Consider the following 24819-nt stretch of genomic DNA (forward strand, 5'->3'; position numbering starts at 1 on the left):
ATCTCGAAGCAATTGGTATTATTTTTTCTTCAACAATGGAAGCATGTATTTAAGATTTGGCCAATGGTGATAGGGTTGACTATAGGGATTTTCTGCTCCTGGCCAGTTTACCCAATAGGTTTCATCCCAGGCAACAGCACCACAATAACCATAAGTTGGAATAGTTGGCATTTCTTCGACTAAGATTTTTAAAGCTTCAATTCCTAATTCAACAGTTTCCTCAACGGCAGCAAATGGATCGGTTTTTTCCAGCTTTTCAATGATTTCATCTAAAACCGGGTTGCACCATCGGGCTGCTCCACCGGGGCCAAGTGCTACTGGTTCTCCAATAGGAGTGAGAAGACGTGAATGCCAGGGGTCAAAGGTTCGAGAAAGGTCAACGCCAGCACCCCAAGGTTCAGCAGCCGGCCATTGTGTGGAAACATCAAACTCACCATTAAGGACCAAAGTGTTGAAAGCTTCAGTTGGTCCTGCTGAAGCGTCAATTCCGAACTTCCTCCATTGTTCAGCAGCAGCATTAGCATTTTTCAACTGATGATGAGTAGGACTGGGGTCAGAGAGAAGGTTAATTTTCCATGGAGATCCATCGGGCAAAAGCCATTTTCCGTCTTCACCCTTGGTAAAACCATTTTTCTTGAGTAATTTTTCAGCAACATCGGGAGCGTACTTCCACCATCCTATGCCAAATAATTCTTGTATTTTGGCTGGATCATCCGGTATTGGATAGCCTCTTTCTTTAGCGGCTTCTACGATTCGATTGGGAACATCAGGATCGTAGGGTTTGAAAGTTTCTCCATTGCCTAAATCAAGTTCGAAATCTTTCAACCAATCCTGCATTGGGATAAAGAAAGCTTCTAGATAAGCAGGAACTGGAGGGAGATGAAGGTTGCTGACTGGTGCCATTAAGTCGAATGCAATCGCCATATATTCAACAATGTCAATTGACAAGGTTAAAGCCCAACGCACCTCTTTATTGTCATAGGGTGGTACCATGTTGTTGAACATTATCCCAGTAATGCAAGGGTCAATGTTGACTACCCAAGGCCAATCTCTTCTCCAACCACGGGCAGCGTCACTTTTATCTAAAACAGCACGCAGACCTTCTGGAGTGTGTTGAGCCATGTCTATTTCATGACGAAGTTGGGAAAGAATCTTTCCTTCTTCGCTTTCAAACCATTGGAAGAGAACGTATTTCGGTTGAGGCTCTCCAAAAAGTTTTCCAGTTGGTGTTTTGTCCCAATCTTCTCTTCTTTCCCAGAGTGTCCAGAATCCAGCTGGATCATAATCAAACAATACATAGGGACCATTGCCCACCGGAGGATTGTATTCAAAGGTCAACTGGTCTTCAACATTTTCGAAAATATGCTTCGGCATGATCCGGAGGCATCCCCAACGATCTAAGAAGTGGGTATGGAAACGAGAATTTGGAATTTTAAGGTCCACAACCACAGTAAGGTCGTCGGATTTAGAAACCTTATCAACATACTGGGCCATTGGTCCGTGGTAGAGGAGCCCTTGAGTGTTAATGTGGATGTCAATGGTAAAAATAACGTCATCGGCAGTGACCGGAGCTCCATCGCTCCAGGTGCAACCTTCACGCAAATTGATGGTCATCTGGGTGAAATCATCATTATAAACCGGAAGACCGGCTGCCATACCAGAAATGATTTCTCCAGTGGCGTAATCAACTGTCCACAGTGGATCGAGGAGCAGCTGTTGGATTCCACGATCCTGGTTTCTCCAACCAGCCCAGAGATTAAAGTTATTGGGCATTCCAACCCGACCGGTTAATTGGTCTACAACTAAGGTTTCTCCTCGATTAATTCCTGCTGGAAGTTGTGCAGAGGCAACGAAAGACACAAGCAAAAGCAAGCCTAAAACCAATGATAACCATTTTCCCCACCTATACTTCATTAAACTTTCCTCCTTTATATTTAATTAACAGCCTCCAAAATAATTTATTTTTAACACGGTTTGCTTTAATTCCTGTAAATCTATGAATATCCCCTGAAAGATCGAAAAAAATTATGGAAATTCTACAATAATTATTATTAAGTTTTTTGATTTAGATTATCCCAGGTATCCAATCGACAAGGTAAAATAACCTTTCTTCTATCGCCTCCTTTAATGTTTTCTATAAGCATGGTTGCTGCCAATTTTCCCAATTCTTCAAGCGGTTGCTCAACAGTTGGAAGAGGTGGATCAGTATATTTCACCGCTTCAATTCCATCAAACCCGACAATGTCTAAATCTTGAGGAACATTTAAGCCATTTTCTTTAGCAGCTTGAAGCGCTCCAATAGCCATTTTATCGTTCGCAGCATATATAGCAGTTGGATAAGGTTTTTTTTCGAGAAGTCTTTCCATGGCTGTTCTTCCGCTGAGACGTCGGAAGTTACCTTCTATAATATACTCTTTTTTTAAGGAAATTTCATTTTCAAGGAGAGTGTCGACATAGGCCCTATAACGTTCTTGCGCATGGAGATGATCCATCGGACCGCGTATATGGGCAATACGTCGGTGTCCCTTTTTAATTAAATAATTGATGGCTTCTTTGGTACCCCCATAATGATCAATGTCTATGTAACTTACTCCTTCGCCATCAACTTTCTGATTAACGATAACAAAGGGGAAGTTTTCCTTCACAAGATCGCCAACCTCGGAATAGGAAATTGGCCAATGAGAAAGAATAATCAGTCCTTCAAATAAGCGGTTATGAGCAATATCCAAGAAAGCGGTTCTCTTATCTAAGGGATGTCCATTATAGAATTCGCCCTTGACTACCATCTGGAGATAAAATTCCTGATAGGATACTGCAGTAAGGAGACTGTTAATCAATTCCCCATAAAAGGCAGAAAGTTTACCTTGTTCTTTTATAAAGGCACAGAGAAGGACGGTATTAGTTTTCCCTTTGATCAAACTTCGAGCTAGGATATTGGGACGATAGCCGAGCTTTTGTGCAGCATCTAAAACCTTTAGTCTTGATTTCTCGGAGACTCCTTTTTGATTATTTAACACTAAAGAAGCCGTAGCAAGTGATACTCCAGCTAATTTTGATACATCTTTTAAGGTAACCGACATTATACACCTAAAACGTTTTAGATTTTCTCTTATTCTAATTTTTTATTATAGTTATGTCAAGAAATATATTTCAATATTCAAGTAATTTTTTTCTTTAAATATTAAAATTTTATTCAAGAATGGAAATTTTTGAGATATTATAAATAGGAGAAATTTGGAAAGTAAAAAATTCTTCGAAGAGGGGGCTAAAATGATCTCATTCAAAAAGCAATTGCTATTATCAATGATTTATACTTTTATTCTAGTATTGTTATTTCAGTCAACAGCTTTATCTTGTACAACTTTGATTGTCACTCCAGGCGCCACTATAGATGGTTCAATGCTGGTTGCTCATTCCGATGATAACCATCTTATCGACCAGAGGATTATTTATGTGCCAGCCATGGATCACCAAGAGGGTGAACTCCGACCAGTTTATTGCTCAGCAGCGGCAATCGATGAATTTCCACAATATGCCAGTTTTTTTTATCCTCGGATCAATGCAACTGATCGTGGGCCAGGATACAATACCCCCGGGTTTCCTCAATCAATTCCTTTGGGATATATTCCTCAAGTCGCCCATACCTATGCTTACTTTGACGGTTCATACGGCATTATGAATGAAAATCAGCTCATGTTTGGAGAATGCACCGACGGAGCAAAAGTACAGCTTGATCCAAAACCGGAAAAACTGATATTTTATTCTTCAGAATTATCACGTGTTGCACTGGAACGCTGCAAAACCGCTCGAGAAGCGGTTGAGCTTATGGGAAAACTAATCGATGAATACGGATATTACGGTACTGGAGAAACCTTGCCAGTAGCTGATCCCAAAGAAGCCTGGGTCATGGAAATGGCTCCTTCACCAGATGAAACCGGTGGGTTATGGGTTGCAAAAAAAGTGCCCGACGGTGAAATCTTTGTTGCTGCAAATCAGTTTCGTATTCGAGAGATCGATCCAGATGATCCTGATATTCTTTTTTCATCCAATTTATTTGAAATAGCCGAAAAACATGGCTGGTGGAAAGCGGCCGATGGCCATCTTGATTGGTTGAAAACCGTGAGCCTTGGTGAATATAATCATCCCTATTATTCCTTGCGCCGGGTATGGCGGCTTTTTTCAATGGTTGCACCCTCTCGTGAGTTTTCTCCCTGGGTTGAGGATGGCTTTACTCGGGATTATCCTTTTTCAATTCAACCCGATCAAAAGCTCAGCGTAAGAGATGTAATGATGCTGATGCGGGATCATTATGAAGGAACCGAGTTTGACCTGACCAAAGGAATCGCAGCCGGACCCTTTGGGAATCCCAGCCGTTGCTACGGACCGAATGATGGACAAGGTGATGTTGGAAACCCAAATAGGGAGTTGCTCGGAGCCTGGGAAAGACCAATATCGGTATTTTATTGCGGTTATTCCACTATTTGTCAAGGGAAAGCCGACCTTCCTGATCCAATCGGAGGGATTTTATGGGTCGGTTTGGATAAGCCTTCTGAAACATTATTTATTCCCTTTTTTGCTGGAGTTCAATCCCTTCCTCTATCTTTCTCTCAGGTCGATACTGCACAATTTAGCCGGGACAGTGCCTGGTGGGCTTTCAATTTCGTTTCCAATTGGGCAAATTTAAATTATAAAGCAATGCGAGCTGATATCGCCCTCATGCAGGATAAATATGAGTTAAAGATGCTGGAACTTTTACCAGTAGTTCAAAAGACAGCGCTGGAAATCTATCAATCGAATCCGGATTTGGCTCGGGAATATCTTACCAATTATTCAACACAAAACGCCGAATTTTTGGTAAAAGAATGGTGGAACTTTGCCGACCAACTCATCGTCCGCTATGACGACGGTATGTTTAGCGAACCTAAAAAAATGGCCCAACAAGTGGGTTATCCTCAGGAATGGTTGGATCTTACCGATTGGTCGCAAGGCCCAATAACTTATAAAAAAAGGAATTAATTAGTTGATTGGGCACAACTTATTGTGCCCAATCAATTTTTAACCTATGGTATATTTTTATTTAATAATTCCACAAATGAGCTTAAGGATAAACAGATACATTGTTTCGAAACACCAAATTAGTTATAAACCATAAGCATTTACGTAGTTACTTACATCTGCTTGATAAACGACATCATCAACGGTAAAAACTGCCCAGGGTTTTCCTTCATCAAGCCAGGTGGCACTTCCTTCTACCATAAGAAAATGTCCATCGACAGAACCCCATTTCAAGGTTTCAGCAAGCCAAAGCACCTTATGCTTATCACCAGAGCTTTTATAGCGCATGGCCTCCATAAGTTTTAAGTAACCGGTTTGAGGGTCAAATCGCACAATAAAGCGCTCTTCCTTCTCTCTGAAGGGAACAACTAGAACTGCTGAATCTTGATCGAGCGGTTCCCAACGAACTCTGGGATCGGTCAACCAAATGGCTGGAAAAAATGTAGACTCTGCCCACATACCGAGATTGCCTCCTTGATCGATTTCTGGACCTTCACTGATTCCGAAGGGGAGTTCCAGACGACCTTTGCCGTTTAAATAGAACTCATTAACTCTTATAATAGGAAAACCAAGGAGAGTGGACTCAATATAATGACGGTATCCTTTCCCGGTTTCATGGACAAAGCGGAATCGTCCGGGGAAGGTTATACCCATAATACGAAGGCGTAGGCGACCACTGACAACTGCTGAATCAATAACCGGAATGTTATCCCCATATATTAATTGGTAAAAACGTTCTACCGGTTTTGGTAAACCGTCTGGTAAGGGAATTGTATTTAGGATTAATGTAGCCGACCGTGGGAAGGGGGGAAATGGTCGAGGTTTGATGTGAATGCCAACTAAAAATAGTGCAACTACAATTACCAGAATTAAAATAACTATGCATAGTGCCTTCATTGCGACCTCCGTTTCTAATACTAATAAGATGGTGCCTCACCCATCATTCATCACTCAGTTGTTTGTTCCAAATTTTGGCGAAATCCTGAAAAGTATAAAATTGTCCCCCAATCTGAAGCAATTCATCAATAAGGATGGAAAGCTCTTGGAGGGCCTTCAGACCGCAGTTTTTAGTTATAAAGGGAAATGGTTCGATAGTAGCTTCTCCATAAGTAAGCCGACTGGGTACCTCAATAAATTCCCAAGGATGGAGATAAAAACAAAAAACCTTAGGGAGGTTTCGCTCGGAGAAGTAGGTAATCATGTTTTCGATATGATTCATTAATACCTGGGAACCTTCGATTCGAAAAATTGGCCACTGATCACGGTCTCGTCCGTATTCATCGTGGCTTTCAATGGTTAAGTCGGCAAAGGTTGGAATTTCTAAAATATTTAAATTGCCACTTTCGGTCCAATTCTCTCGTGAAGGATGGTAAGGGGTAAGCTGTTTTTTATAATAATACATTGGGTAAGACGAGTCGGCTAAATAACCTAAATCATTCAATGTATTCAAGGTTATTTCGTTTCCCCAAAACCGGGTGGTACGGAAAGAAAGGGGTTGAGTTCCAATGACGTCGCCGACTATTTCAGTTGCTTTTTGAATTCGATAAGCAACCTCTTCAGAGAGCACTGGCTTAATGAGGGGAATATCAAAGTATGGCTCACCAAGCGTCTCATGTTGGAGAGTATGACAGCCATTTTCATGACCACATCTTTCAATCTCTTTGGTCAAGGGTTTAAACTGCGATATGATATCGGCCACCCATAAAAAGGTTGCCGGAATTCCTTTTTTATTAAAAAGTTTTAAAAGTAAAGGAGTTCCCTTTTCAACTCCTTGCAAAAAGGGAGTGAAACTGCCGATATCGGTTTCCATATCAATTCCCAAGAGAACAAAAACATCATTCATGAGGGTACCTCCTGCTGTTGATTATAATATATTTCATAGAAAATAATTGGATATTGGTGGAATTTTTAAGTTTTGAATAGGCATAAAAATAATTAAGGGGGAAGGAGTAAAAAGGATAGGGATGAGGGACGACTTTTTTTTCTTTTTGTCTTGACGAAAGAAGATCAGAATAAAGCTAAAATTATAACTAAACGCTGTTTTTCAGGGGGGCATTAAAAAAAGTAATAAAAAACCGATGTCTGGTTGATTTTTAAATAACCAGACATCGGTTAAAAAGTTTTCTATTTATTGAAGAAATTCATCCACATTGCTTTGATCGATGATAAAACCATCAATCGGAATATATTTTGGCACTTCTTTCCCATTAATGATGTCAACCAAGAGCGAGATTGAATCACGACCCATTTTCACGTTATCTTGTTTGATGGTAGCCAGGATTTCACCTTCTTTAATTGCTTTTAAGTTAGCTGGATCGCCATCGAATCCAACAATAATAATCTTTCCCGTCAGTCCTCTTTCGGCTACCACGGATTTCGCTGACATAGCTCCTGGATCCCAGGCAGCGAAAACTGCTGTTAGGTCTGGATTGGCGGCTAACTCGTTTTGGGCAACTTCATAGGCTTTCTCTGGAAGCCAATCGGCAGCCCGGAAAATCACTTCAACCCCAGCAGCTTCAAGAACTTCGGTTACGCCATTTTTACGAGCATCGCCAGTTTGGTGTCCTAAAACACCACCAATGATTAATACTTTTCCAGGTCGAGTCATGTGGTCGAGGATATATTGACCGGCAATTTTGGCCGAGGAAAGGTTATCAGTTTGCACCAGGGAGGCAATATGAGGATGGTCGATGCCGGTATCGACGGCGACTACCGGAATTCCAACTTCACTTGCTTTGTCCAGTGAATCGTCGAATGCCCTGCTGTCAGCTGCGCCTACAATAATTCCGCTAACTCCCATTTGAATAGCATTATCGAAGGAGTTCTTTTGAGCTTGAGCATCCATGCTGGGAGGAGTGAGATCGATAAACTCTACACCAAGTTCATTAGCTTGATTGCGGGCTTCATTTCTTAAAGTAATCCAAAAAGGCAGGTCTGTAGAGGCTCCTATATAGGCTATAGAAATTTTCTCTTCTTCACCCAATGCCACATTTCCGACTAAAACACAAAGAAAAAGACTCAATATTCCAAGTAAAAAAAGCTTTTTCATCACAATAAATCCCCCCTTCAGATTTAATTTTAATTTTTTCCTTATTGACTTTTGATTAAAAGTTTATTATTTCTGGAAAAAAAGAGACTCAAACTCGCTGGTAAAAGAGCACCCATTCTATAAAGTTCTTTTTCGTTGAGCGGTATCAATCCAGACAGCTAAAATAATAACGATACCAATAGAAACCCGTTGCCAGGAAGAACCAACTCCCATATGACTTAATCCGCTTGCTAAACAAGTCATGATCAGGACTCCGATGATCGTTCTTCCAACTCCACCAATCCCACCTGACATGCTGGTTCCACCAATAACCACGGCAGCAATTGAATTCATTTCCATGCCCTGACCAAAAGTAGAATTAGCAAAATTTAACCTGGCAGTTAATAGTACTGCCGCCAGTCCCGCCATTAAACCACCGATGGCGTAGTAAATGACCTTGCATTTGTTGACTCTAATTCCGGACAAACGAGCGACTTCCTGGTTTCCTCCTATAGCATAGGTATTAAAACCAAGGCGAGTTTTGCCCAGTATAAATGCTACCACCAGGTAAGCAGCAGCCATAATTAAAACTGGTATAAAATAGCCTGATCCCAGTGCCCGAAAAGCACGAGGAAAGGAAGACATGTCTTTTCCGGCACCCAACAATTCTGAGAAACCCCGAAGTACCATCATCATCCCCAAAGTAACGATCAATGGTGAAACGCCGGTGATTACAATAATCAAGCCATTTACGGTTCCCCAAAAAGCGCCAATGCCGAGAGCGATGAATACTATGAGCCAAACTGGATATTGGAGGTTGAGCATGCTGCCCACAGAAACAGCTACAAAAGTAAGAATCGATCCAACTGATAAGTCAAGACCTGCGGATAGAAGAACAACCGTGGTGCCCACCGCCATGACACCCAGGACTGTTGCCTGGGAAAAAATGGTTTGGAAATTGCTGATTGCTCGGTAGGTTGGTGCAAAAATGAAAAAAATCACATTGATAGCAACCAATCCTAAGAGAGCTTGTGTAGCCCGTTGAAATTGCTTCAACAGGGATGATGAAACCATGTTCCCTATCCTCCCCTATATACTCTATTAAAGCGAATCACATGAGGCTTCATTGTTTTAAACGATGCTTGATTAAAGGCTTATCTTCTTTTTTTAATAAACAATAGTTTTTTTGGCAATTTTAAGGTAATTTTGATCATCTCTCTTGGCTTCTTACAAACCTAAAAACAATCTTCTCTTTAAACCACCTCCTCAAATCTCCAGCCGCTATAAGGCGAGAGCAATACTGACAATTAACGAAATTCTCCAACACCTATGGCGGCCTTGAGAATGTCATCTTCACTTGCTGAACTACGAGGAAATTCTTTCACAATTTTACCCCGCCGCATTACCATGACACGATGACTCATTTCCATGGCTTCAGCATAATCGGAAGTAAACATAATGATAGAGGTTCCCTCAGCCAGGAGTTCTTGCATAATTCGGTACACCTCTCTACGACCAATGATGTCGATACCACGAGTAGGTTCGTCAAAAATGATGACTTTGGCATGAGTACCTAACCACTTAGCTAAAACAAGTTTTTGTTGATTTCCTCCGGAGAGCTGACCTGCCAGGGTAAAACGATGTGGTGTTTTGATGGTTAGCTCTTTTATGTAAAAATCTATCTCATCATTCATTTTTTTTATTTTCACCATGCCGAAAGGACTCAATCGATTAATATTGGGTAGTCCATAATTGTTTCTTAAGGATTGATCGAGAATTACTCCTTCAGTTTTTCGATTTTCAGTAAGAAATGAGATACCATGACGGATGGCTTCTTCAGGAGTTCTTACCATAACTTTTTTATCTTCAATATAAAGATTTCCACTGGTAGGTGGGTCAACACCGGCGATCGCCCGAGCCAGCTCGGTTTTTCCAGCTCCCATTAAACCGGTTATTCCTAATATTTCTCCTTTTCGAAGTGAGAAATCAACACCTTGAACCAATGTGCCTTTATAAAAATTTTCCAATCGAAGAATAATTTGTTCCCGAGGAGCCGGAAGGGAAGGATATTGTTTGCCAATTTTCCCACCGATCATTTTTTCAATCATAGTTTCAAGAGTGAGGTCGTGAATTGAAAAAGTACCAACGTTCTTTCCATCCCGTAGGATGGTGACTCTATCACCTAATTCGTAAACTTCAGCATAGCGGTGGGAGATATAGATAAAGCCAACACCCTCTTTTTTGAGGTGGTTAATTACTTTGAAAAGGTCATTGCGAGAAGTGCTTTCTAAAACATCAGTTGGTTCATCAAGAACGATAACCCGAGCATCGGTAACCAAAGCTCGAGCAATCTCAACCATTTTTTGCTGGGTAACGCTGAGTGTTGATACTATTCGGTGAGGATCTAATTGAATATTAAAGCGTTCTAAAAGCTGGGAAGCAGTTTTGTAGAGGGTAGAGGTATTAATAACACCCAAATTCCGAATTATTAACGGTTCAACTCCAAGGAATATGTTTCGGGCAATATCAATTTGAGGAACCAGATTGAGTTCTTGATAAATAAAACGAAGTCCTTTTTTAAGAGGGACTTCTGGAGATTCGATGATGACTTTTTCACCATAAATAAAAATTTCTCCACTATCAGCAGGGAATGCTCCACTCAGTACCTTAATAAGAGTTGACTTTCCAGCTCCGTTTTCACCAAGCAGAACATGAACTTCTCCGGGAAGGAGTTCAAAATCAACCTGGTTAAGAGCAATAACTCCAGGAAAACGTTTGATAATCCCCTTCATCACGACCAAAGGAACGCTTAAGGTTGAGTTCAACTGATTCATAATTTCCCCTGCCTCATTTATTTTGTATATGTGTTCTATTTATGATTATAGATGAAATAATGCAACCGATTACAATTTATCATAGAAAATATCCTCTGTCAAAGCATCGTGCATTCTTTAAAAATCGAAGATAAAACAGCAAATTTTAGATCGATTAATTGTAACCGATTGTTTAATGAATAGTTATTTTGTAGCAATTTTTCCAGCTATAAATTCAAGGGTTATTTTTTTAAGTTAGGCTAAAGGCTTTTTTCCTCTGGAATGTTCAAAATTTGGAGAGTTTTCCTGAGCCAATGAAGAGATTTCTCGATTAATGGTCCGCCCTGGCCCTCACATTCTATACTCAATACACCGTTATAGCCAAAATCTCGGAGCATTTTAATAACGGTTACAATGTTTTCGGCATTTACTCCATCACCAATAGCTGCATGGCTAATACCGATACCGGTTTCTTTTCCTCGCAAGGAATCTGCTAAACTTTGTGATACATCTTTAATATGGACATGTTTAATTCTTTTAATAAATTGTTTACAGTAAGCAACTGGATCTTGACCGGCTATAAAACTATTACCAGTATCAAGATTCAAGCCAAAATAATCGCTTTGAGCAAAGTTGAGCATTTTATCTAAAAGTTCTGGTTTCGTTGTGAAATATCCATGGACTTCAATATTAATGTTAATCTTATATCGTTCGGCTTTCTCAATAATGGTTCCATAAGCATGTTTCATAAGTTCCAAGCAATCGATTTCGGAGAGTCCTTCTGGTTTAAGCAACCCATCAGTAGTTGCGATATTGGGACAATTGGCAATCTTCGCCCAGGGGAGTGTTTTTAAAACATACTGCACACCGAAAAATAAACCATCATGTCCCGATAAAGGATAAGCTGCATCAATTTGAGAAAAACCAACACCGTAGGATTCCATCTTTTCTTTAATTTCCAGAGGGTCTTCGGATAAAGAAATATGAGGGAAATACCCCAAACCATGTATCCAATTAACTCCTTCTAAAGATCCGCATTCGATAAAATGAACATCATTTTTTTGTGCCCATTGCAAGGCTTTTTCGAAATTAAAAACTGACGAATTAAAAGCATCAGTGTGAAAACTAATTTTCATAAGAAGCTCTCCTTTTTACCCAATAGCTTTTTTAGTACTTTTTCCTGATCGAGCATGACTCTTATAGGAACTAAAAATACTCATAGCCAGCGAAGCGATGATGAGTAAACCAAAGGTAACCTGTTGATAATAGGGGTTCACCCGCATCATGTTGAGGGCATTGGAGATGATCCCCATGAGCAGGACTCCCAGAAGGGTTCCGATAATTCTTCCTTTTCCTCCCGATAGAGGTGTACCACCGATGACTACAGCTCCAATGGCTTTCAGCTCAATACCGCTTCCGGTTGAAGGTTGGGCAGCGCCAATCCTCGAGAGTAAAACCATGGAGCCGATTCCAACTAAAAAACCGCTGAAAAGAAAAGCATGATACTTGGTTTTAACCACCGAAATACCCGAGAGATATGCTGCCGCTGGATTGCTACCTACTGAGTAAATTCTCCGTCCAAACTTGGTATAAGCCAGTATGAAATGAACAATTAAATAAGCGCCCAAGCTGATGACAAAGCTCAAAGGAAGTATATTTCCTAAACGAGTCATACCAATCGTTTCAGCCTGGCCGTAGATAGTTTGAAAAGATCCTTTGGTGATGGCCAAAGCGATTCCCTGGAAAACACTGATAAATGCCAGGGATGTAATAAATGAAGGGGCTTTAAAGGTATGAGCAGTCAACCCGACTAAAAAACTACTAAAAATTGCCAGAGCAATACCAATGACAAAGGAAGGGAAGACACTAATCCCGCTTTTAATCATAATTGCCATTACACAGGATGATAATCCTATATTGGCACCGACTGAAATATCAATTTCACCGGAAATGATTAATAATGTCATTCCTGATGAGACAATTCCAAGAACGGCTATTTGTTCCAAAACATTAATAATATTGCTTATGGTAAAAAACCTGGGATTAACGATTCCAGTAATGATAGCAATCAGAAATTCAGCTAATAGAAGAAGAAACCACTGACTTCGGATCACCGATTGAAGCTTATTATTTTTAACCAATGTTCCCTTTACCATATCAGGTGATTTCATACTAGGGTTTGTCTGCATTAGTTCTTTCTCCCTTTTCCTCAACCCCCATGAATTTTTTGATTAAATCTTCTTCTTTGATTTGATGGTTATCAAGGATTTCCACAATTCGGTTATCGCGCATCACTACAATCCGGTCGCTTAAAGAAAGCAGTTCTGGCATATCAGAGGAGACCATAATGATACTCTTTCCTTTTTCGGCTAATTCTATTATGAGTTCATAGATTTGCTGCTTGGCACCAATATCTACTCCCTTGGTGGGCTCATCAAAGATACACAAAATGGCATCATCAAGAAGCCATCTGGCGATAACCACTTTTTGTTGATTGCCTCCTGATAGCTCTTCTACCAGTTGATTGATATCACTGGTTGCGATGGATAACTCTTCCACCATTTGATTTGAGAGTTCTTTTTCTTCATCGCGATCGACGATAAAGCCTTTAAAAATGTCATTATGGACTAAGGCCATGTTTTCAATGAGGTTTCTGCCAATGAAGAGACCGAGTTTGCGACGATCTTCAGTTATCAGGCCGATGCCAGCTCGAATAGCATCCCGGGGGTTATGAATTATGGCTTCTTTTCCGTTGATGATTATCTTTCCGCTATCGGATTGCTGAATCCCAAAGATCAGCCCGACCAATTCTGAACGACCAGCACCTACTAAACCTCCAACTCCTAAAATTTCACCTTTTTTAATTTCAAAATTAACCGGGTGCAGGACGTCTTTTTTTGATAGATTTTGAATTTGGACTTGTATCGGACCAATAGGAAATTTTTTTCTGCGATAAAAAGCTGAAGCCTCTCGGCCAACCATACCCCGAATCACCGTTTCTATATCAACTGAAGCCACCTCATAGGTGTTGACTAACCTTCCATCTTTTAAAATTGTCACTCTATCGCCTATCATAAATATTTCTTCTAAATAATGTGAAATATAGATAATACCGATACCACGTTGTTTAAGGCTCTGAATGATACTCATCAAAGCTTTCTTTTCTTCTAAACCGAGGGAGCTGGTCGGTTCATCCATGATGATGATTTTAGAATCACGATAGAGAGCTTTAACAATTTCAAGCATCTGTTTTTGGGAAACGGAGAGATCCTCCACTAAAGCGTCAACCGGTAAATTCATGTGGAGAGTGTTGATTATTTCTTGTGCTTTTTGAAATTGTGTTTTTTTATCGACAATAAAGGGAAGAGAAGCTGATTTTTCATCACCAAGGAAAATATTATCAGAAACGGTGAGAGACTCAACCAGCTCGGCATCTTGATAGACAGTGGAAATCCCCAATTCAATGGCTTTTCTGGGAGTCATTGACGCCACTTTCTGACCGGTAATATATAACTCACCGCTTTCGGGAGAGATGGCTCCTGACAGAATTTTGATGAGAGTTGATTTTCCAGCGCCATTCTCACCGACCAGACAATGAATCTCACCCTTTTTTAAGTCGAAAGAAACATTATCAAGAACTTTATGAACGCCGTAGATTTTGATGATATTTTGGAGAGAGACTAAAAGTTGGTATTTTTCCATTTTTTATCGGATTTAGAAAAGTAATGCAACGGGGGGTTTCCCCGTTGCACTCTTTTCTATTCAAATTTTAATAAACTTCAAGGTCATTATATTGAGGAAAATAGGTTTTGGTGAGTTCGATCCAAACTGGATCGACATCCCAAGGAACCACCTTGGTTTTATCGTCTATTGTTTCAGGTGTTATTGGTGTATTTGGTAAAAGAATTTGCTGGCGTTTGTCAGTAATCTGTCCTTTCACATAAGAATGGAGAGCCAGGAAAGAAACTAGGCCCTCCCAACCGGGTGAAGTCGAGATTGAGTATTGAATGCCTCCCTCTTTAATCAATTCAATGCCATACGGAGCTCCATTGGTAGTGATGACTTTGATAGGATTATTCAATAAATCTCGTCCTTTAAGCATTCGAACTACTGCTGCACCCATCTCTTCATTAAAGACAAAAAGAATGGTGAAATCGTACCCGGATTCGATAAGATCTTGGGCCTGGTCGACAGCGACAGTAGGAGTGTATTTTCCATCTCGCACTGCTACAATTTCATTCTTACCCAATTCGGCAACTTTGGGTTCGAAGGACTCCCGGAACATTTGAACTGGAATGTGTTCAAACAAACCCATGATGACTGCAATTTTTTCTCCTGGATAATTGTTAGCGATATATTCGGCAACATTCACACCCATACCTTTCCAGTCAAAATCGATGCAGGCGACCACCTCATCGGGAGAGGCTAAGACCTGACCGACATTGTCGGTAACCACTAACGGGACTCCGGCAGCGGCACATTCACGGGCAGCTATAAAAGCACCGTTGGGGTTGAACGAGAAAATACACATTCCATCAATGCCCATATCTATTAAAGTTTTAATGTTGGTAATTTCTTTTTCGGTGTCATAATCGGAATTCAAGACGATCACCTCAACACCAGCCATCTCAGCTCCATAGGAAAATCCCTCAACATCCTTTTTATACCAAGTATCTGGACCAGGCGTAACGTATCCGTAAGTTAAAGCAAGAACTGGTATTGAAATAGATAGTAAGAGAGCCAGAATTAGAAGACTTAAAAACACTTTTTTTACCTTCATGGTAATTCCCTCCTTTATTAAATTCTAAATTCAATTGTAGGTTTTCATTGATTCGATTGTCAAGTAAGTTGGCTGTCACAATGAGTAAATCAAGAGAAGCTAAGGAAAAGGTTGTCTTGATAAGAATCTCAAATTCTTTTATGATGTGTTCAGGAACTAATAAATAAGCTTAAAAATAATTCATCAGTTATAAAAAAGACCATTGCAATTTTTAATTGAAAGGAACTAATATTTTTGAATATTCTGGTTGATAAACTAAGAGAAGTATTCGTTTCGGTTTTTCCTATCACCATTATCGTTTTTATTCTCCATTTTACAATTGCTCCGGTGGAATTGTATCAGCTGTTCAGATTTATAATTGGTGCTGCTTTAATATTTATTGGTCTATCAGTTTTCTTATTAGGTGTAGACTTGGGTGTGAGTCAAATTGGTCATCTCATGGGTTCGGTATTGGTAAAAAGTAACAAGATAATAATTATAGGCATTGCCGGCCTCATTTTGGGATTTTTTATTTCGATTGCTGAACCTGATTTGCATGTCTTAGCCAATCAAATTGATTTAGTGACATCTGGAACCATTTCCAAAATAAGCATTTTGATTACCGTTTCTATTGGAATAGCAATTCTTATGACCATTGGTTTGTTTCGAATTATATTTAATATATCTCTTCAAAAAGTTCTCATAGGAATGTATTTTATAGTTTTAATTCTCTCTTTTTTTTCAACCCCGGAATATTTAGCAATAGGTTTTGATGCTTCTGGTGCAACCACCGGTGCTATGACCGTTCCTTTTATCTTAGCTCTCGCCGTCGGTATTTCTTCTCTAAAAAAGAACGGGATAGCTTCGGAGGAAGATAGCTTTGGTTTAGTCGGTATTACTTCAATAGGGCCAATTCTATCTATTATTCTGGTAAGTTTATTAATAAGGCAAAATACATTCTCAAATGTAGCAGTCAATCAAATTCCACATTCTTCATCCGTTCTAGATCCCTTTATTCAAAAACTCCCGGTTATAATGATTGAAATAATGCTCGCCATGTTTCCCTTGTTGGTTGTTTTTATATTGTATAAGTTTATTGTCAAAGATTTACCAAAAAGAGCATTCATTCGAGTTTTTAAAGGACTCATCTATGCCTATATTGGACTGGTGATTTTTTTGCTTGGTGTCAACGCAGGATTTATGGAAGTTGGGCATATAATCGGTTATAAGGTGGCATCACTCAATAGCCATTGGATAATTGTTATTGTGGGTTTTATTTTAGGGTTGGTCACAGTATTAGCTGAACCGGCTGTCCACGTTTTAACCGAGCAAATTGAGGATATAACTTCTGGATATATTCAGAAAAGAATAATCAATATTGCCCTATCGGTAGGAGTGGGTATTGCTGTGGCTTTGTCAATGCTTAGGATTGTCATACCAGGAATTCAATTGTGGCACTATCTTTTGCCGGGATTTTTTATTGCTTTGGTGATGTCTTTTTTTGTCCCAAATTTATTTGTTGGAATTGCTTTTGATTCAGGAGGTGTTGCCTCTGGTCCAATGACGGCAACTTTTATTTTAGCATTCTCACAAGGTACGGCCAGTGCAACTCAAGGTGCTAATATTTTAATTGATGGATTTGGAATGATAGCTATGGTGGCATTAACACCGTTGATTGCTATACAAATTATTGGTATTCTCTATAAACGAAAATCAGGAAAAAGAGGGATATAAAAGAAGAATGGATATATGTCCTGAGAGTAAAGAGTATGAATTGTTTTGTGTAATAGTGAACCATGGTGTTGGGAGTAAAATTATTAAATTTGCAAAACAGCATGGTATTAGTGGTGCAACTGTTATTTTAGGCAAGGGAACAATCAAGAACCATTGGTTAGAAGCTCTTGAGCTTTTTGAAATAAGAAGAGAGATTGTATTTATTGTGGCTGAAAAAGAATTAGGATATTTGGTCATGAATGCCATCGAAAAGAAATTCGACTTACAAAAACCGAACCAAGGAATTGCTTTTACGTTCTCTTTAAGTAATTATTTGGGAGCTCAAAATTGTATTTTTAGAAAAAAGACGAAAAGCGAGATAGGGGAAAATATTATGTATAATGCGATATTTGTGGTAGTTGATAAGGGTCAAGCAGAATCGGTTATTAATGCAGCGAAATCAGCTGGTGCGCGGGGAGGAACCATTATTAACGCCAGAGGCTCCGGTATTCATGAAACCGAAACCTTATTTTCAATGGCGATCGAACCCGAAAAGGAAATCGTTTTTATTATTTCGAAGAGCGATCTCACCGATCCAATTGTTCAAAAAATTAGGGAAGAGCTCAAAATTGATGAGCCAGGAAAAGGAATTATCTTTGTTCTCGATGTAAACAAAACTTATGGCTTATTAAAATAGGATTCAACCGAGCATTTCCAGTAAATGGTAAAGAATTTATCTCTTGAACTACTTGATCATTCCTAATTAGTTTCGAGAAACTCTCTTTCATTTTAAGCTAACTTGGTAACCGTCTAAAATAACTGCTACAGAGTTAAAAAGATTTAAAAGAATAAATTTTTTAAAAGGGACTCTTGAAGTTTTCATTGTTATGGTTCATGGCAAAAGTGACCCAAACGTCAATCCTAAAATTTTTAAATGATTTATATAATTGTCCTCCTATTACTTCTATGAGAATTATACTGGAATTTTTAAAATACACTAAATAGTTTGCTATAATAAGGGAAATATTGTTTTTTTGATTTCAGTTCTTGAGGAGGGAAAGAGAATTGGGCAATTTTATAAAAAGAATTTTATATCCCGGTTTTTTCATATTGGTTTTGGTAATTATCTTCTCCGGTTGTACCCCTCATTCACCTCAACCTACAACAGTACCAGAAAACACGGTATTTATGATTAATGACAGCTTTGTTCCTCAAACGATCACTGTCACCCCAGGAACAAAAATTACTTGGGTAAATATGGATACAGAAGTCCATTCAGTTACCTGTCAAATGTCAAATGAGATGGAGGGAGTGTTTTTTGATAGTGGAGCTATAGAACCAGGATGGATCTATGAAAGAACTTTTATAAACACTGGGCAATTTCACTATCGTTGTAAATTTCAACCTACGGGGAGAATGACTGGGGTAGTTATAGTTCAATAAGCCGATAGAATAGACCTACACTAGGTGCTTTGAGGAGACTTAGGGAGAGTCTAGGAAGACTCACTTTATCAAAAAAATATTATTGAACGAGATTTGTTGTTGTGGGAAGAATTAAAAGATCACAAAGATTATAACCGATTGAATTTTGAAGACTTGTATAAGCAAAGAATCAATAATATACTTTTTTTAAAATGAATAAAAGATATCATTTATTAAAGGAGGTATGTATTGAAAAGAGCTTTTATTTTAGCTATTTTATCTTTAACGTTTATCATTTTCTTAAATGGTTGCAGCGGTACTCCACAAAACGACCTATCGAGCAATCTAGTTTGCTCCATAACTACCCAGCTTTCCAATAATCAAATCTGTTATCAGAGTAGCCTTGCCAATAATAGCACTCAGGGTTTTACAATTACCAAGGTTGAAGTAACAGTTTGTGTTTTAGGTATTTGTGGGCCGGCACAGGGTATTCCTGAAGCAGAAGCTTATTGCCCAGCGGGACAATCCGAGACAAATTCAGGATGTGTAGATTTGACTGTTACTCCAGGAATATTGACAGGAACTTTAAAAATTGCTTTCAGTGGAACTTACGATGATGGAACACCAGATGAAAAAACTTGTACTGTCAATTGGTGATTTCCCAAAAATGAATTGGGAGATTGAGAATTTTGAGATTTTTTTAGTAAAAAAATGCAAGGCTTTTATTATTTGAATATAATTATTAATTGTTATACTTATATTGGAAACCCATCTACGGGATTGATAAAATCAAGCCCCTACAAAAGATTTTACACATTTTATTGTACTCGTTTAATGTAGCGACATGCCATGGCATGTCGAATTCCTGTTTTATATCCTATCCAGATTTTCATTATCATTTGGTAACAAAAAGTGGCATAAATGTCTATTATTATATAAATTAATGTAAAAGGTGTGGATTTAATGGATAAGAACCAATTAAAAAAAGAAGCATATGAATTGATACGCAATTTTAAAGGTAAAAGCTATAGCTTTGGCCTCGATGTTTTGGACTCAGTCGGTCAACATACAGCAAAATGTGGAAAAATAGCATTAGTCATAGCCAATACGAAATTACATGAACAAATTATAAACCGGATATTAAATTCATTGAAAAAACATCAAGTCACCATTGCTGGAGGAAGGGTTTTCCACAATGCTAAGCCCAACACTCCTCGAGAAGATGTCTATCGGTTAGAAAGCTATATTTTACATTTTAAGCCTGATTGTATAGTAGTTATTGGGGGTGGGAGCTCGATTGATGCGGCCAAAATAGCCAATGCATTAGCTTCCCTCGGTGTTTATAGCCCAGAAATCGATACCTATTTAGGTGCTGGTTTGGTAACGAAGGGGATAAAGCAAACCGGCAAAAAGCTATTGCCTTTAGTTGCAGTTGAAATGGCGGCTAGTTCTGGATCACACCTTACCAGGTATGCCGTAGTAACTGATCCAGTTGCTGGTCAGAAAAAACTGATTGTAGATGATGCCATAATACCAAATCGAGCAATTTTTGATTATACGGTTACAACTACCGCGCCAACCGAACTCACCGTTGATGGAGCGATGGACGGTCTTTCTCATTGTTTGGAATCTTTTTACGGTGTAAGTCAGGATAAAATGGAATATCTTAAGAAAATATCTCTAACCGGTATCGAATTAATTTTGGATAACACTAAAAATGCAAGCGAAAACCCTAATGATTTGGAAGCCAGAGAAGGATTGGGACTTGGAACCGATTTAGGTGGGAATGCAATTATGATTTGTGGAACCAACGGCGCTCATCTTTCCAGCTACTCTTTAGTAGATATATCCAGTCACGGGCGCGCCTGTGGCATTATGAATATTTATTATACTGTTTTCTTTGCTTCTGCTATTGAAGAAAAAGTCCGGTTATTCGGGAATCTTCTCAAGGAAAAGGATTTTATTTCGGTGGAGCTTAATCAATTACACGGAAAGGATTTAGGGGTTGAGGTAGCAGGAGGGTTAACCCGGTTTTATAAAAGCATTAATTTTCCAATCAAATTATTAGATCTCCCGGGATTTAACGATCAATATATTGAGCGCACCTTGCAAGCGGCCAAGGATCCCCAGTTAGAAATGAAGCTCAAAAGCTTGCCGGTTCAAATCAACGCAACTGAGGTAGATGAATATATGGCGCCAATTTTAGAAGCTGCCAAAACCGGGAATTTCGATTTAATAAAAATGAAAGCATAATTTCTTTTATTGATGATTGTTAATTAATTCGCCAAGAGAGTCCATAAAAGATTCTTTATCTCCCATTAAAGTCAAAAATATTCGTAGAGGCATCGAGGGTTCTTTAAATTAAAAAGGTTGGATATTAAAGCAGGAAAAGAATGGTGAGCCATGAAGGATTCGAACCTTCGACACCCGGATTAAAAGTCCGGTGCTCTACCAACTGAGCTAATGGCCCACTCGTCAACTGCAAAAATATATATCAATTTGGTGGTTCTGTCAACCGGTTATGAAGAGTTTTCATGAAATATAAAGAGGAAAAACGGGAGAAGGGAAGGATGAGGGTGAATTTTTTTAGCTCAGTGCTCACACTCACTTCTTACCCTTTTTTTCAGAATAGAAAAGAAATAAAGAAAAAATTCATTTTGCCCCTTGCAAAAAAGACTGGATGCTATTAGAATACTATTTGCCAGTGAAATGGCATTTTTAAGAAGCACCTTGAAAACCGAATAGAATCTGTCAGGAATACACTTCAATCAATCAAACCTTTTGTTAAACCTGATCAAAAAGAATTTTAGGATTTTGCGGTCAAGTTAAGAAAGGGCGTACGGTGGATGCCTTGGCGTCAAGTGGCGATGAAGGACGTGGCCAACTGCGATAAGCTTCGGGTAGCTGTAAGCGAGCGTTGATCCGGAGATCTCCGAATGGGGCAACCCGCTGGAGCCAACCTCCAGCATCCTCTTCACTGAGGAAGCAAACCAGGGGAACTGAAACATCTCAGTACCCTGAGGAACAGAAAACAACCGTGATTCCCGAAGTAGCGGCGAGCGAACCGGGAACAGCCTAAACCGTATCCGTGTCAAGCCCGGAAGCGTTGCGGATACGGGGTCGTGGGACCAACTGTGGTGGTGTCCGGCACCACCCAAGAGTCACCAAATACCCTGGTAGTCGAAGAGGTCTGGAAAGCCTCGCCAAAGACGGTGAAAGCCCGGTAGGCAAAACCAGCGGTATCTCTTGAGTTGGCTCCCAAGTACTGCGGTCCACGTGGAATTCCGTGGGAATCTGGGGGGACCACCCCCTAAGGCTAAATACTCCTTGACGACCGATAGTGAACCAGTACCGTGAGGGAAAGGCGAAAAGACCCCCGGGAGGGGAGTGAAATAGAACCTGAAACCGTATGCCTACAAAACGTAGAAGGGCGATGATCCGGACCTAGTCCGAGTCCGCCTGACTGCGTGCCTTTTGGAGAATGAGCCGGCGAGTTACGGTGATTGGCGAGGTTAAGTGGGTTTTCCCCACGAAGCCAGAGGGAAACCGAGTCTGAAGAGGGCGCATCAGTCAGTCACTGTAGACCCGAAGCCAGGTGATCTATCCATGGCCAGGATGAAGCGGGGCTAAACCCCCGTGGAGGTCCGAACCAGTGTAGGTTAAAAACTGCTTGGATGAGCTGTGGATAGGGGTGAAAGGCCAATCAAACCTGGAGATAGCTGGTTCTCCCCGAAATAGCTTGAGGGCTAGCCTCAGGCAAAAGGAGAGGGGGTAGAGCACTGGATGGGCTAGGGGGCTTACCCGCCTACCAAACCCAACCAAACTCCGAATACCTCTCCTCAACGCCTGGGAGTCAGACAGCGGGGTATAAGCTTCGTTGTCAAAAGGAAAACAGTCCAGACCGCCAGCTAAGGCCCCCAAACGCAGACTAAGTGGGAAAGGTGGTGACACTGCCGTAACAGCCAGGAGGTTGGCTTAGAAGCAGCCATCCTTTAAAAAGTGCGTAATAGCTCACTGGTCGAGCGGTGTTGCGCCGAAATATTCACGGGGCTCAAGTCTGCTGCCGAAGCTGCGGAATCAGCATACGCTGGTTGGTAGGGGAGCGTTGGGTAGGCCGTCGAAGTGGGACCGTAAGGACCCATGGAGGTATCCCAAGTGAGAATGCCGGCATGAGTAGCGAGAAGAGAGGTGAGAATCCTCTCCGCCGTAAACCTAAGGTTTCCTGAGGAAGGCTCGTCCTCTCAGGGTTAGTCGGATCCTTAGCCGAGGCCGCAAGGCGTAGGTGATGGGCAGCCGGTCCACATTCCGGCACTACCGCCAATCGTTTGTAGCGATGGGGGGACACAGAAGGGTAGGCCAGCAGCGTGAAGGACGTCGCTGTCTAAGCCGGTAGGCGGAGGAAGGAGGCAAATCCCTTTCCTCGAGAACGCCGAGAGGTGACGGGGAGCTCCTACGGGAGCGAACTGGTTGATCCCATGCTGTCAAGAAAAGCCTCTAGTGAGAACGGCGGTATCCGTACCGCAAACCGACACAGGTAGGTGGGAAGAGTATTCCAAGGCGCGCGAGTGATCCCCCGTTAAGGAACTCGGCAATCTAACCCCGTACCTTCGGAAGAAGGGGTGCCCCATACCGGTTGAGAGGTTCGCCCTCACAGGCCGGCAGGGGTCGCAGAGAAATGGCTCTGGCGACTGTTTAATAAAAACACAGGACTCTGCTAAGCCGCAAGGCGATGTATAGGGTCTGACGCCTGCCCAGTGCCGGAAGGTTAAGGGGAGGGGTCAGCTTGGAAAGCAATTTTCGAGCGAAGCTCTGAACCGAAGCCCCGGTAAACGGCGGCCGTAACTATAACGGTCCTAAGGTAGCGAAATTCCTTGTCGGGTAAGTTCCGACCCGCATGAACGGCGCAACGACTGGAGCGCTGTCTCAACGGGGAGCTCGGCGAAGTTTCATTACAAGTGCAGATGCTTGTTACCCGCGACTAGACGGAAAGACCCCGTGAACCTTTACTGTAACCTGATATTGAATCCGGATATACCCTGTGCAGGATAGGTGGGAGGCGGTGAACCGGGAGCGCTAGCTTCCGGGGAGCCATCCTTGAGATACCACCCTTGGCCTATCCAGGTTCTAACCCGCTTTGGTGAATCCCAAAGGGGAACAGTGTCAGGCGGGCAGTTTGACTGGGGCGGTCGCCTCCTAAAATGTAACGGAGGCGCCCTAAGGTTCCCTCAGCACGTTTGGAAATCGTGCGTCGAGTGTAAGGGCAGAAGGGAGCCTGACTGCGAGAGGGACACTTCAAGCAGAGACGAAAGTCGGGCCTAGTGATCCGGTGGTTCTGAGTGGAAGGGCCATCGCTCATCGGATAAAAGGTACTCTGGGGATAACAGGCTGGTCTCCTCCAAGAGTCCACATCGACGAGGAGGATCGGCACCTCGATGTCGGCTCGTCGCATCCTGGGGCTGAAGTAGGTCCCAAGGGTTGGGCTGTTCGCCCATTAAAGCGGTACGTGAGCTGGGTTTAGAACGTCGTGAGACAGTTCGGTCCCTATCTGTCGCGGGCGGAGGATATTTGCGGGGAGCTGTCCCTAGTACGAGAGGACCGGGATGGACGAACCTCCAGTGTTCCAGTTGTCCTGCCAGGGGCATTGCTGGGTAGCTGTGTTCGGAAGGGAGAAGCGCTGAAAGCATCTAAGCGCGAAGCCCACCCCAAGATCAGATATCCCACTGGGTAACCAGGTAAGACCCCGGGAAGATGACCCGGTTGATAGGCTCCAAGTGTACAGATGGTAACATCTTGAGCTGAGGAGTACTAATCGGTCGAGGACTTGACCGCATTGCACTCATCATTTCAAATAGACACCAGGTATTCCTGACAGATTTTAGCACGTTTCCCGGTGGCCATGGCGGAGGGGCCACACCCGGTCCCATTCCGAACCCGGAAGTGAAGCCCTCCAACGCCGATGATACTGCCTGGGCAGCTGGGTGGGAAAGTAGGACGCTGCCGGGAGCTAATATGAGAATGACAAAAATAGG

17 protein-coding genes, 1 tRNA gene and 2 rRNA genes are annotated in these 24819 nt (G+C 41.3%); 8 read left to right on the forward strand and 12 right to left on the reverse strand.

The annotated features are described in order from the left end of the window. Positions 1-18: 18 nt before the first annotated feature. On the reverse strand, positions 19-1914 hold the full coding sequence (locus tag RT761_RS09590; protein ID WP_218111202.1) for an ABC transporter substrate-binding protein: 1896 nt from the start codon (positions 1912-1914) through the stop codon (positions 19-21). A 137-nt stretch (positions 1915-2051) separates the two neighbouring features. Next, complete coding sequence (locus RT761_RS09595) at positions 2052-3080, reverse strand: LacI family DNA-binding transcriptional regulator (RefSeq protein ID WP_218111203.1); 1029 nt, start codon at positions 3078-3080, stop codon at positions 2052-2054. Between the two features lie 190 nt (positions 3081-3270). Here RT761_RS09595 and RT761_RS09600 point away from each other — a divergent pair, with 190 nt between their 5' ends. Further along, entirely contained in the window at positions 3271-5016 is a 1746-nt protein-coding gene (locus RT761_RS09600; protein ID WP_218111204.1) for a dipeptidase, read from the forward strand. 123 nt (positions 5017-5139) lie between these two features. Here the strand turns inward: RT761_RS09600 and RT761_RS09605 are convergent, their stop codons facing one another. The 9 genes from RT761_RS09605 to RT761_RS09645 form a co-directional block, all read right to left on the reverse strand. Next, positions 5140-5952 (reverse strand): DUF6544 family protein, encoded by an 813-nt coding sequence (locus RT761_RS09605; RefSeq protein ID WP_218111205.1) that lies wholly within the window; start codon positions 5950-5952, stop codon positions 5140-5142. A 43-nt stretch (positions 5953-5995) separates the two neighbouring features. Beyond that, positions 5996-6898: a polysaccharide deacetylase family protein gene (locus tag RT761_RS09610; protein WP_218111206.1), complete on the reverse strand. Its 903-nt coding sequence runs from the start codon at positions 6896-6898 to the stop codon at positions 5996-5998. Between the two features lie 285 nt (positions 6899-7183). Continuing rightward, positions 7184-8104 carry a sugar ABC transporter substrate-binding protein gene (locus tag RT761_RS09615; protein ID WP_246465345.1) on the reverse strand — a complete coding sequence of 307 codons (921 nt, stop codon included), beginning with the start codon at positions 8102-8104 and terminating at the stop codon, positions 7184-7186. A 117-nt stretch (positions 8105-8221) separates the two neighbouring features. Continuing rightward, positions 8222-9157: an ABC transporter permease gene (locus tag RT761_RS09620; protein ID WP_218111208.1), complete on the reverse strand. Its 936-nt coding sequence runs from the start codon at positions 9155-9157 to the stop codon at positions 8222-8224. Between the two features lie 233 nt (positions 9158-9390). After that, on the reverse strand, positions 9391-10917 hold the full coding sequence (locus RT761_RS09625) for a sugar ABC transporter ATP-binding protein (RefSeq protein ID WP_218111209.1): 1527 nt from the start codon (positions 10915-10917) through the stop codon (positions 9391-9393). Between the two features lie 239 nt (positions 10918-11156). After that, positions 11157-12032: a sugar phosphate isomerase/epimerase family protein gene (locus RT761_RS09630; RefSeq protein WP_218111210.1), complete on the reverse strand. Its 876-nt coding sequence runs from the start codon at positions 12030-12032 to the stop codon at positions 11157-11159. Positions 12033-12047: 15 nt separating this feature from the next. After that, positions 12048-13085: an ABC transporter permease gene (locus tag RT761_RS09635; RefSeq protein ID WP_218111211.1), complete on the reverse strand. Its 1038-nt coding sequence runs from the start codon at positions 13083-13085 to the stop codon at positions 12048-12050. Further along, entirely contained in the window at positions 13069-14598 is a 1530-nt protein-coding gene (locus RT761_RS09640) for a sugar ABC transporter ATP-binding protein (protein ID WP_218111212.1), read from the reverse strand. Before RT761_RS09640 ends, RT761_RS09635 begins: the two co-directional genes overlap by 17 nt. A 67-nt stretch (positions 14599-14665) precedes the next feature. After that, positions 14666-15676, reverse strand: a complete 1011-nt coding sequence (locus tag RT761_RS09645; protein ID WP_218111213.1) for a sugar ABC transporter substrate-binding protein — start codon at positions 15674-15676, stop codon at positions 14666-14668. 234 nt (positions 15677-15910) lie between these two features. Between RT761_RS09645 and RT761_RS09650 the strand changes: the two genes are divergently transcribed. From RT761_RS09650 to RT761_RS09670, 5 genes are all read left to right on the forward strand, one after another. Continuing rightward, a complete protein-coding gene (locus RT761_RS09650) occupies positions 15911-17389 on the forward strand; it encodes a DUF1538 domain-containing protein (RefSeq protein WP_218111214.1) in 1479 nt (492 codons plus the stop codon). A gap of 7 nt (positions 17390-17396) precedes the next feature. After that, complete coding sequence (locus RT761_RS09655) at positions 17397-18065, forward strand: P-II family nitrogen regulator (RefSeq protein ID WP_218111215.1); 669 nt, start codon at positions 17397-17399, stop codon at positions 18063-18065. Positions 18066-18433: 368 nt separating this feature from the next. Continuing rightward, positions 18434-18811 (forward strand): cupredoxin domain-containing protein, encoded by a 378-nt coding sequence (locus RT761_RS09660; protein WP_218111216.1) that lies wholly within the window; start codon positions 18434-18436, stop codon positions 18809-18811. A 228-nt stretch (positions 18812-19039) separates the two neighbouring features. Further along, a complete protein-coding gene (locus tag RT761_RS09665; protein WP_218111217.1) occupies positions 19040-19447 on the forward strand; it encodes a hypothetical protein in 408 nt (135 codons plus the stop codon). Positions 19448-19753: 306 nt separating this feature from the next. Continuing rightward, positions 19754-21043, forward strand: a complete 1290-nt coding sequence (locus RT761_RS09670) for an iron-containing alcohol dehydrogenase (RefSeq protein ID WP_218111218.1) — start codon at positions 19754-19756, stop codon at positions 21041-21043. A gap of 141 nt (positions 21044-21184) precedes the next feature. Here the strand turns inward: RT761_RS09670 and RT761_RS09675 are convergent. Next, positions 21185-21260: transfer RNA gene (locus tag RT761_RS09675), tRNA-Lys, on the reverse strand. A 348-nt stretch (positions 21261-21608) separates the two neighbouring features. Between RT761_RS09675 and RT761_RS09680 the strand changes: the two genes are divergently transcribed. Together RT761_RS09680 and rrf are read left to right on the forward strand one after the other, a co-directional pair. Next, positions 21609-24619, forward strand: a 23S ribosomal RNA gene (locus RT761_RS09680). A 57-nt stretch (positions 24620-24676) separates the two neighbouring features. After that, positions 24677-24793 (forward strand): 5S ribosomal RNA (rrf, locus tag RT761_RS09685). Positions 24794-24819 lie beyond the last annotated feature (26 nt).

Source organism: Atribacter laminatus, from assembly GCF_015775515.1.
In the GTDB taxonomy this organism is placed as follows: Bacteria; Atribacterota; Atribacteria; order Atribacterales; family Atribacteraceae; genus Atribacter; species Atribacter laminatus.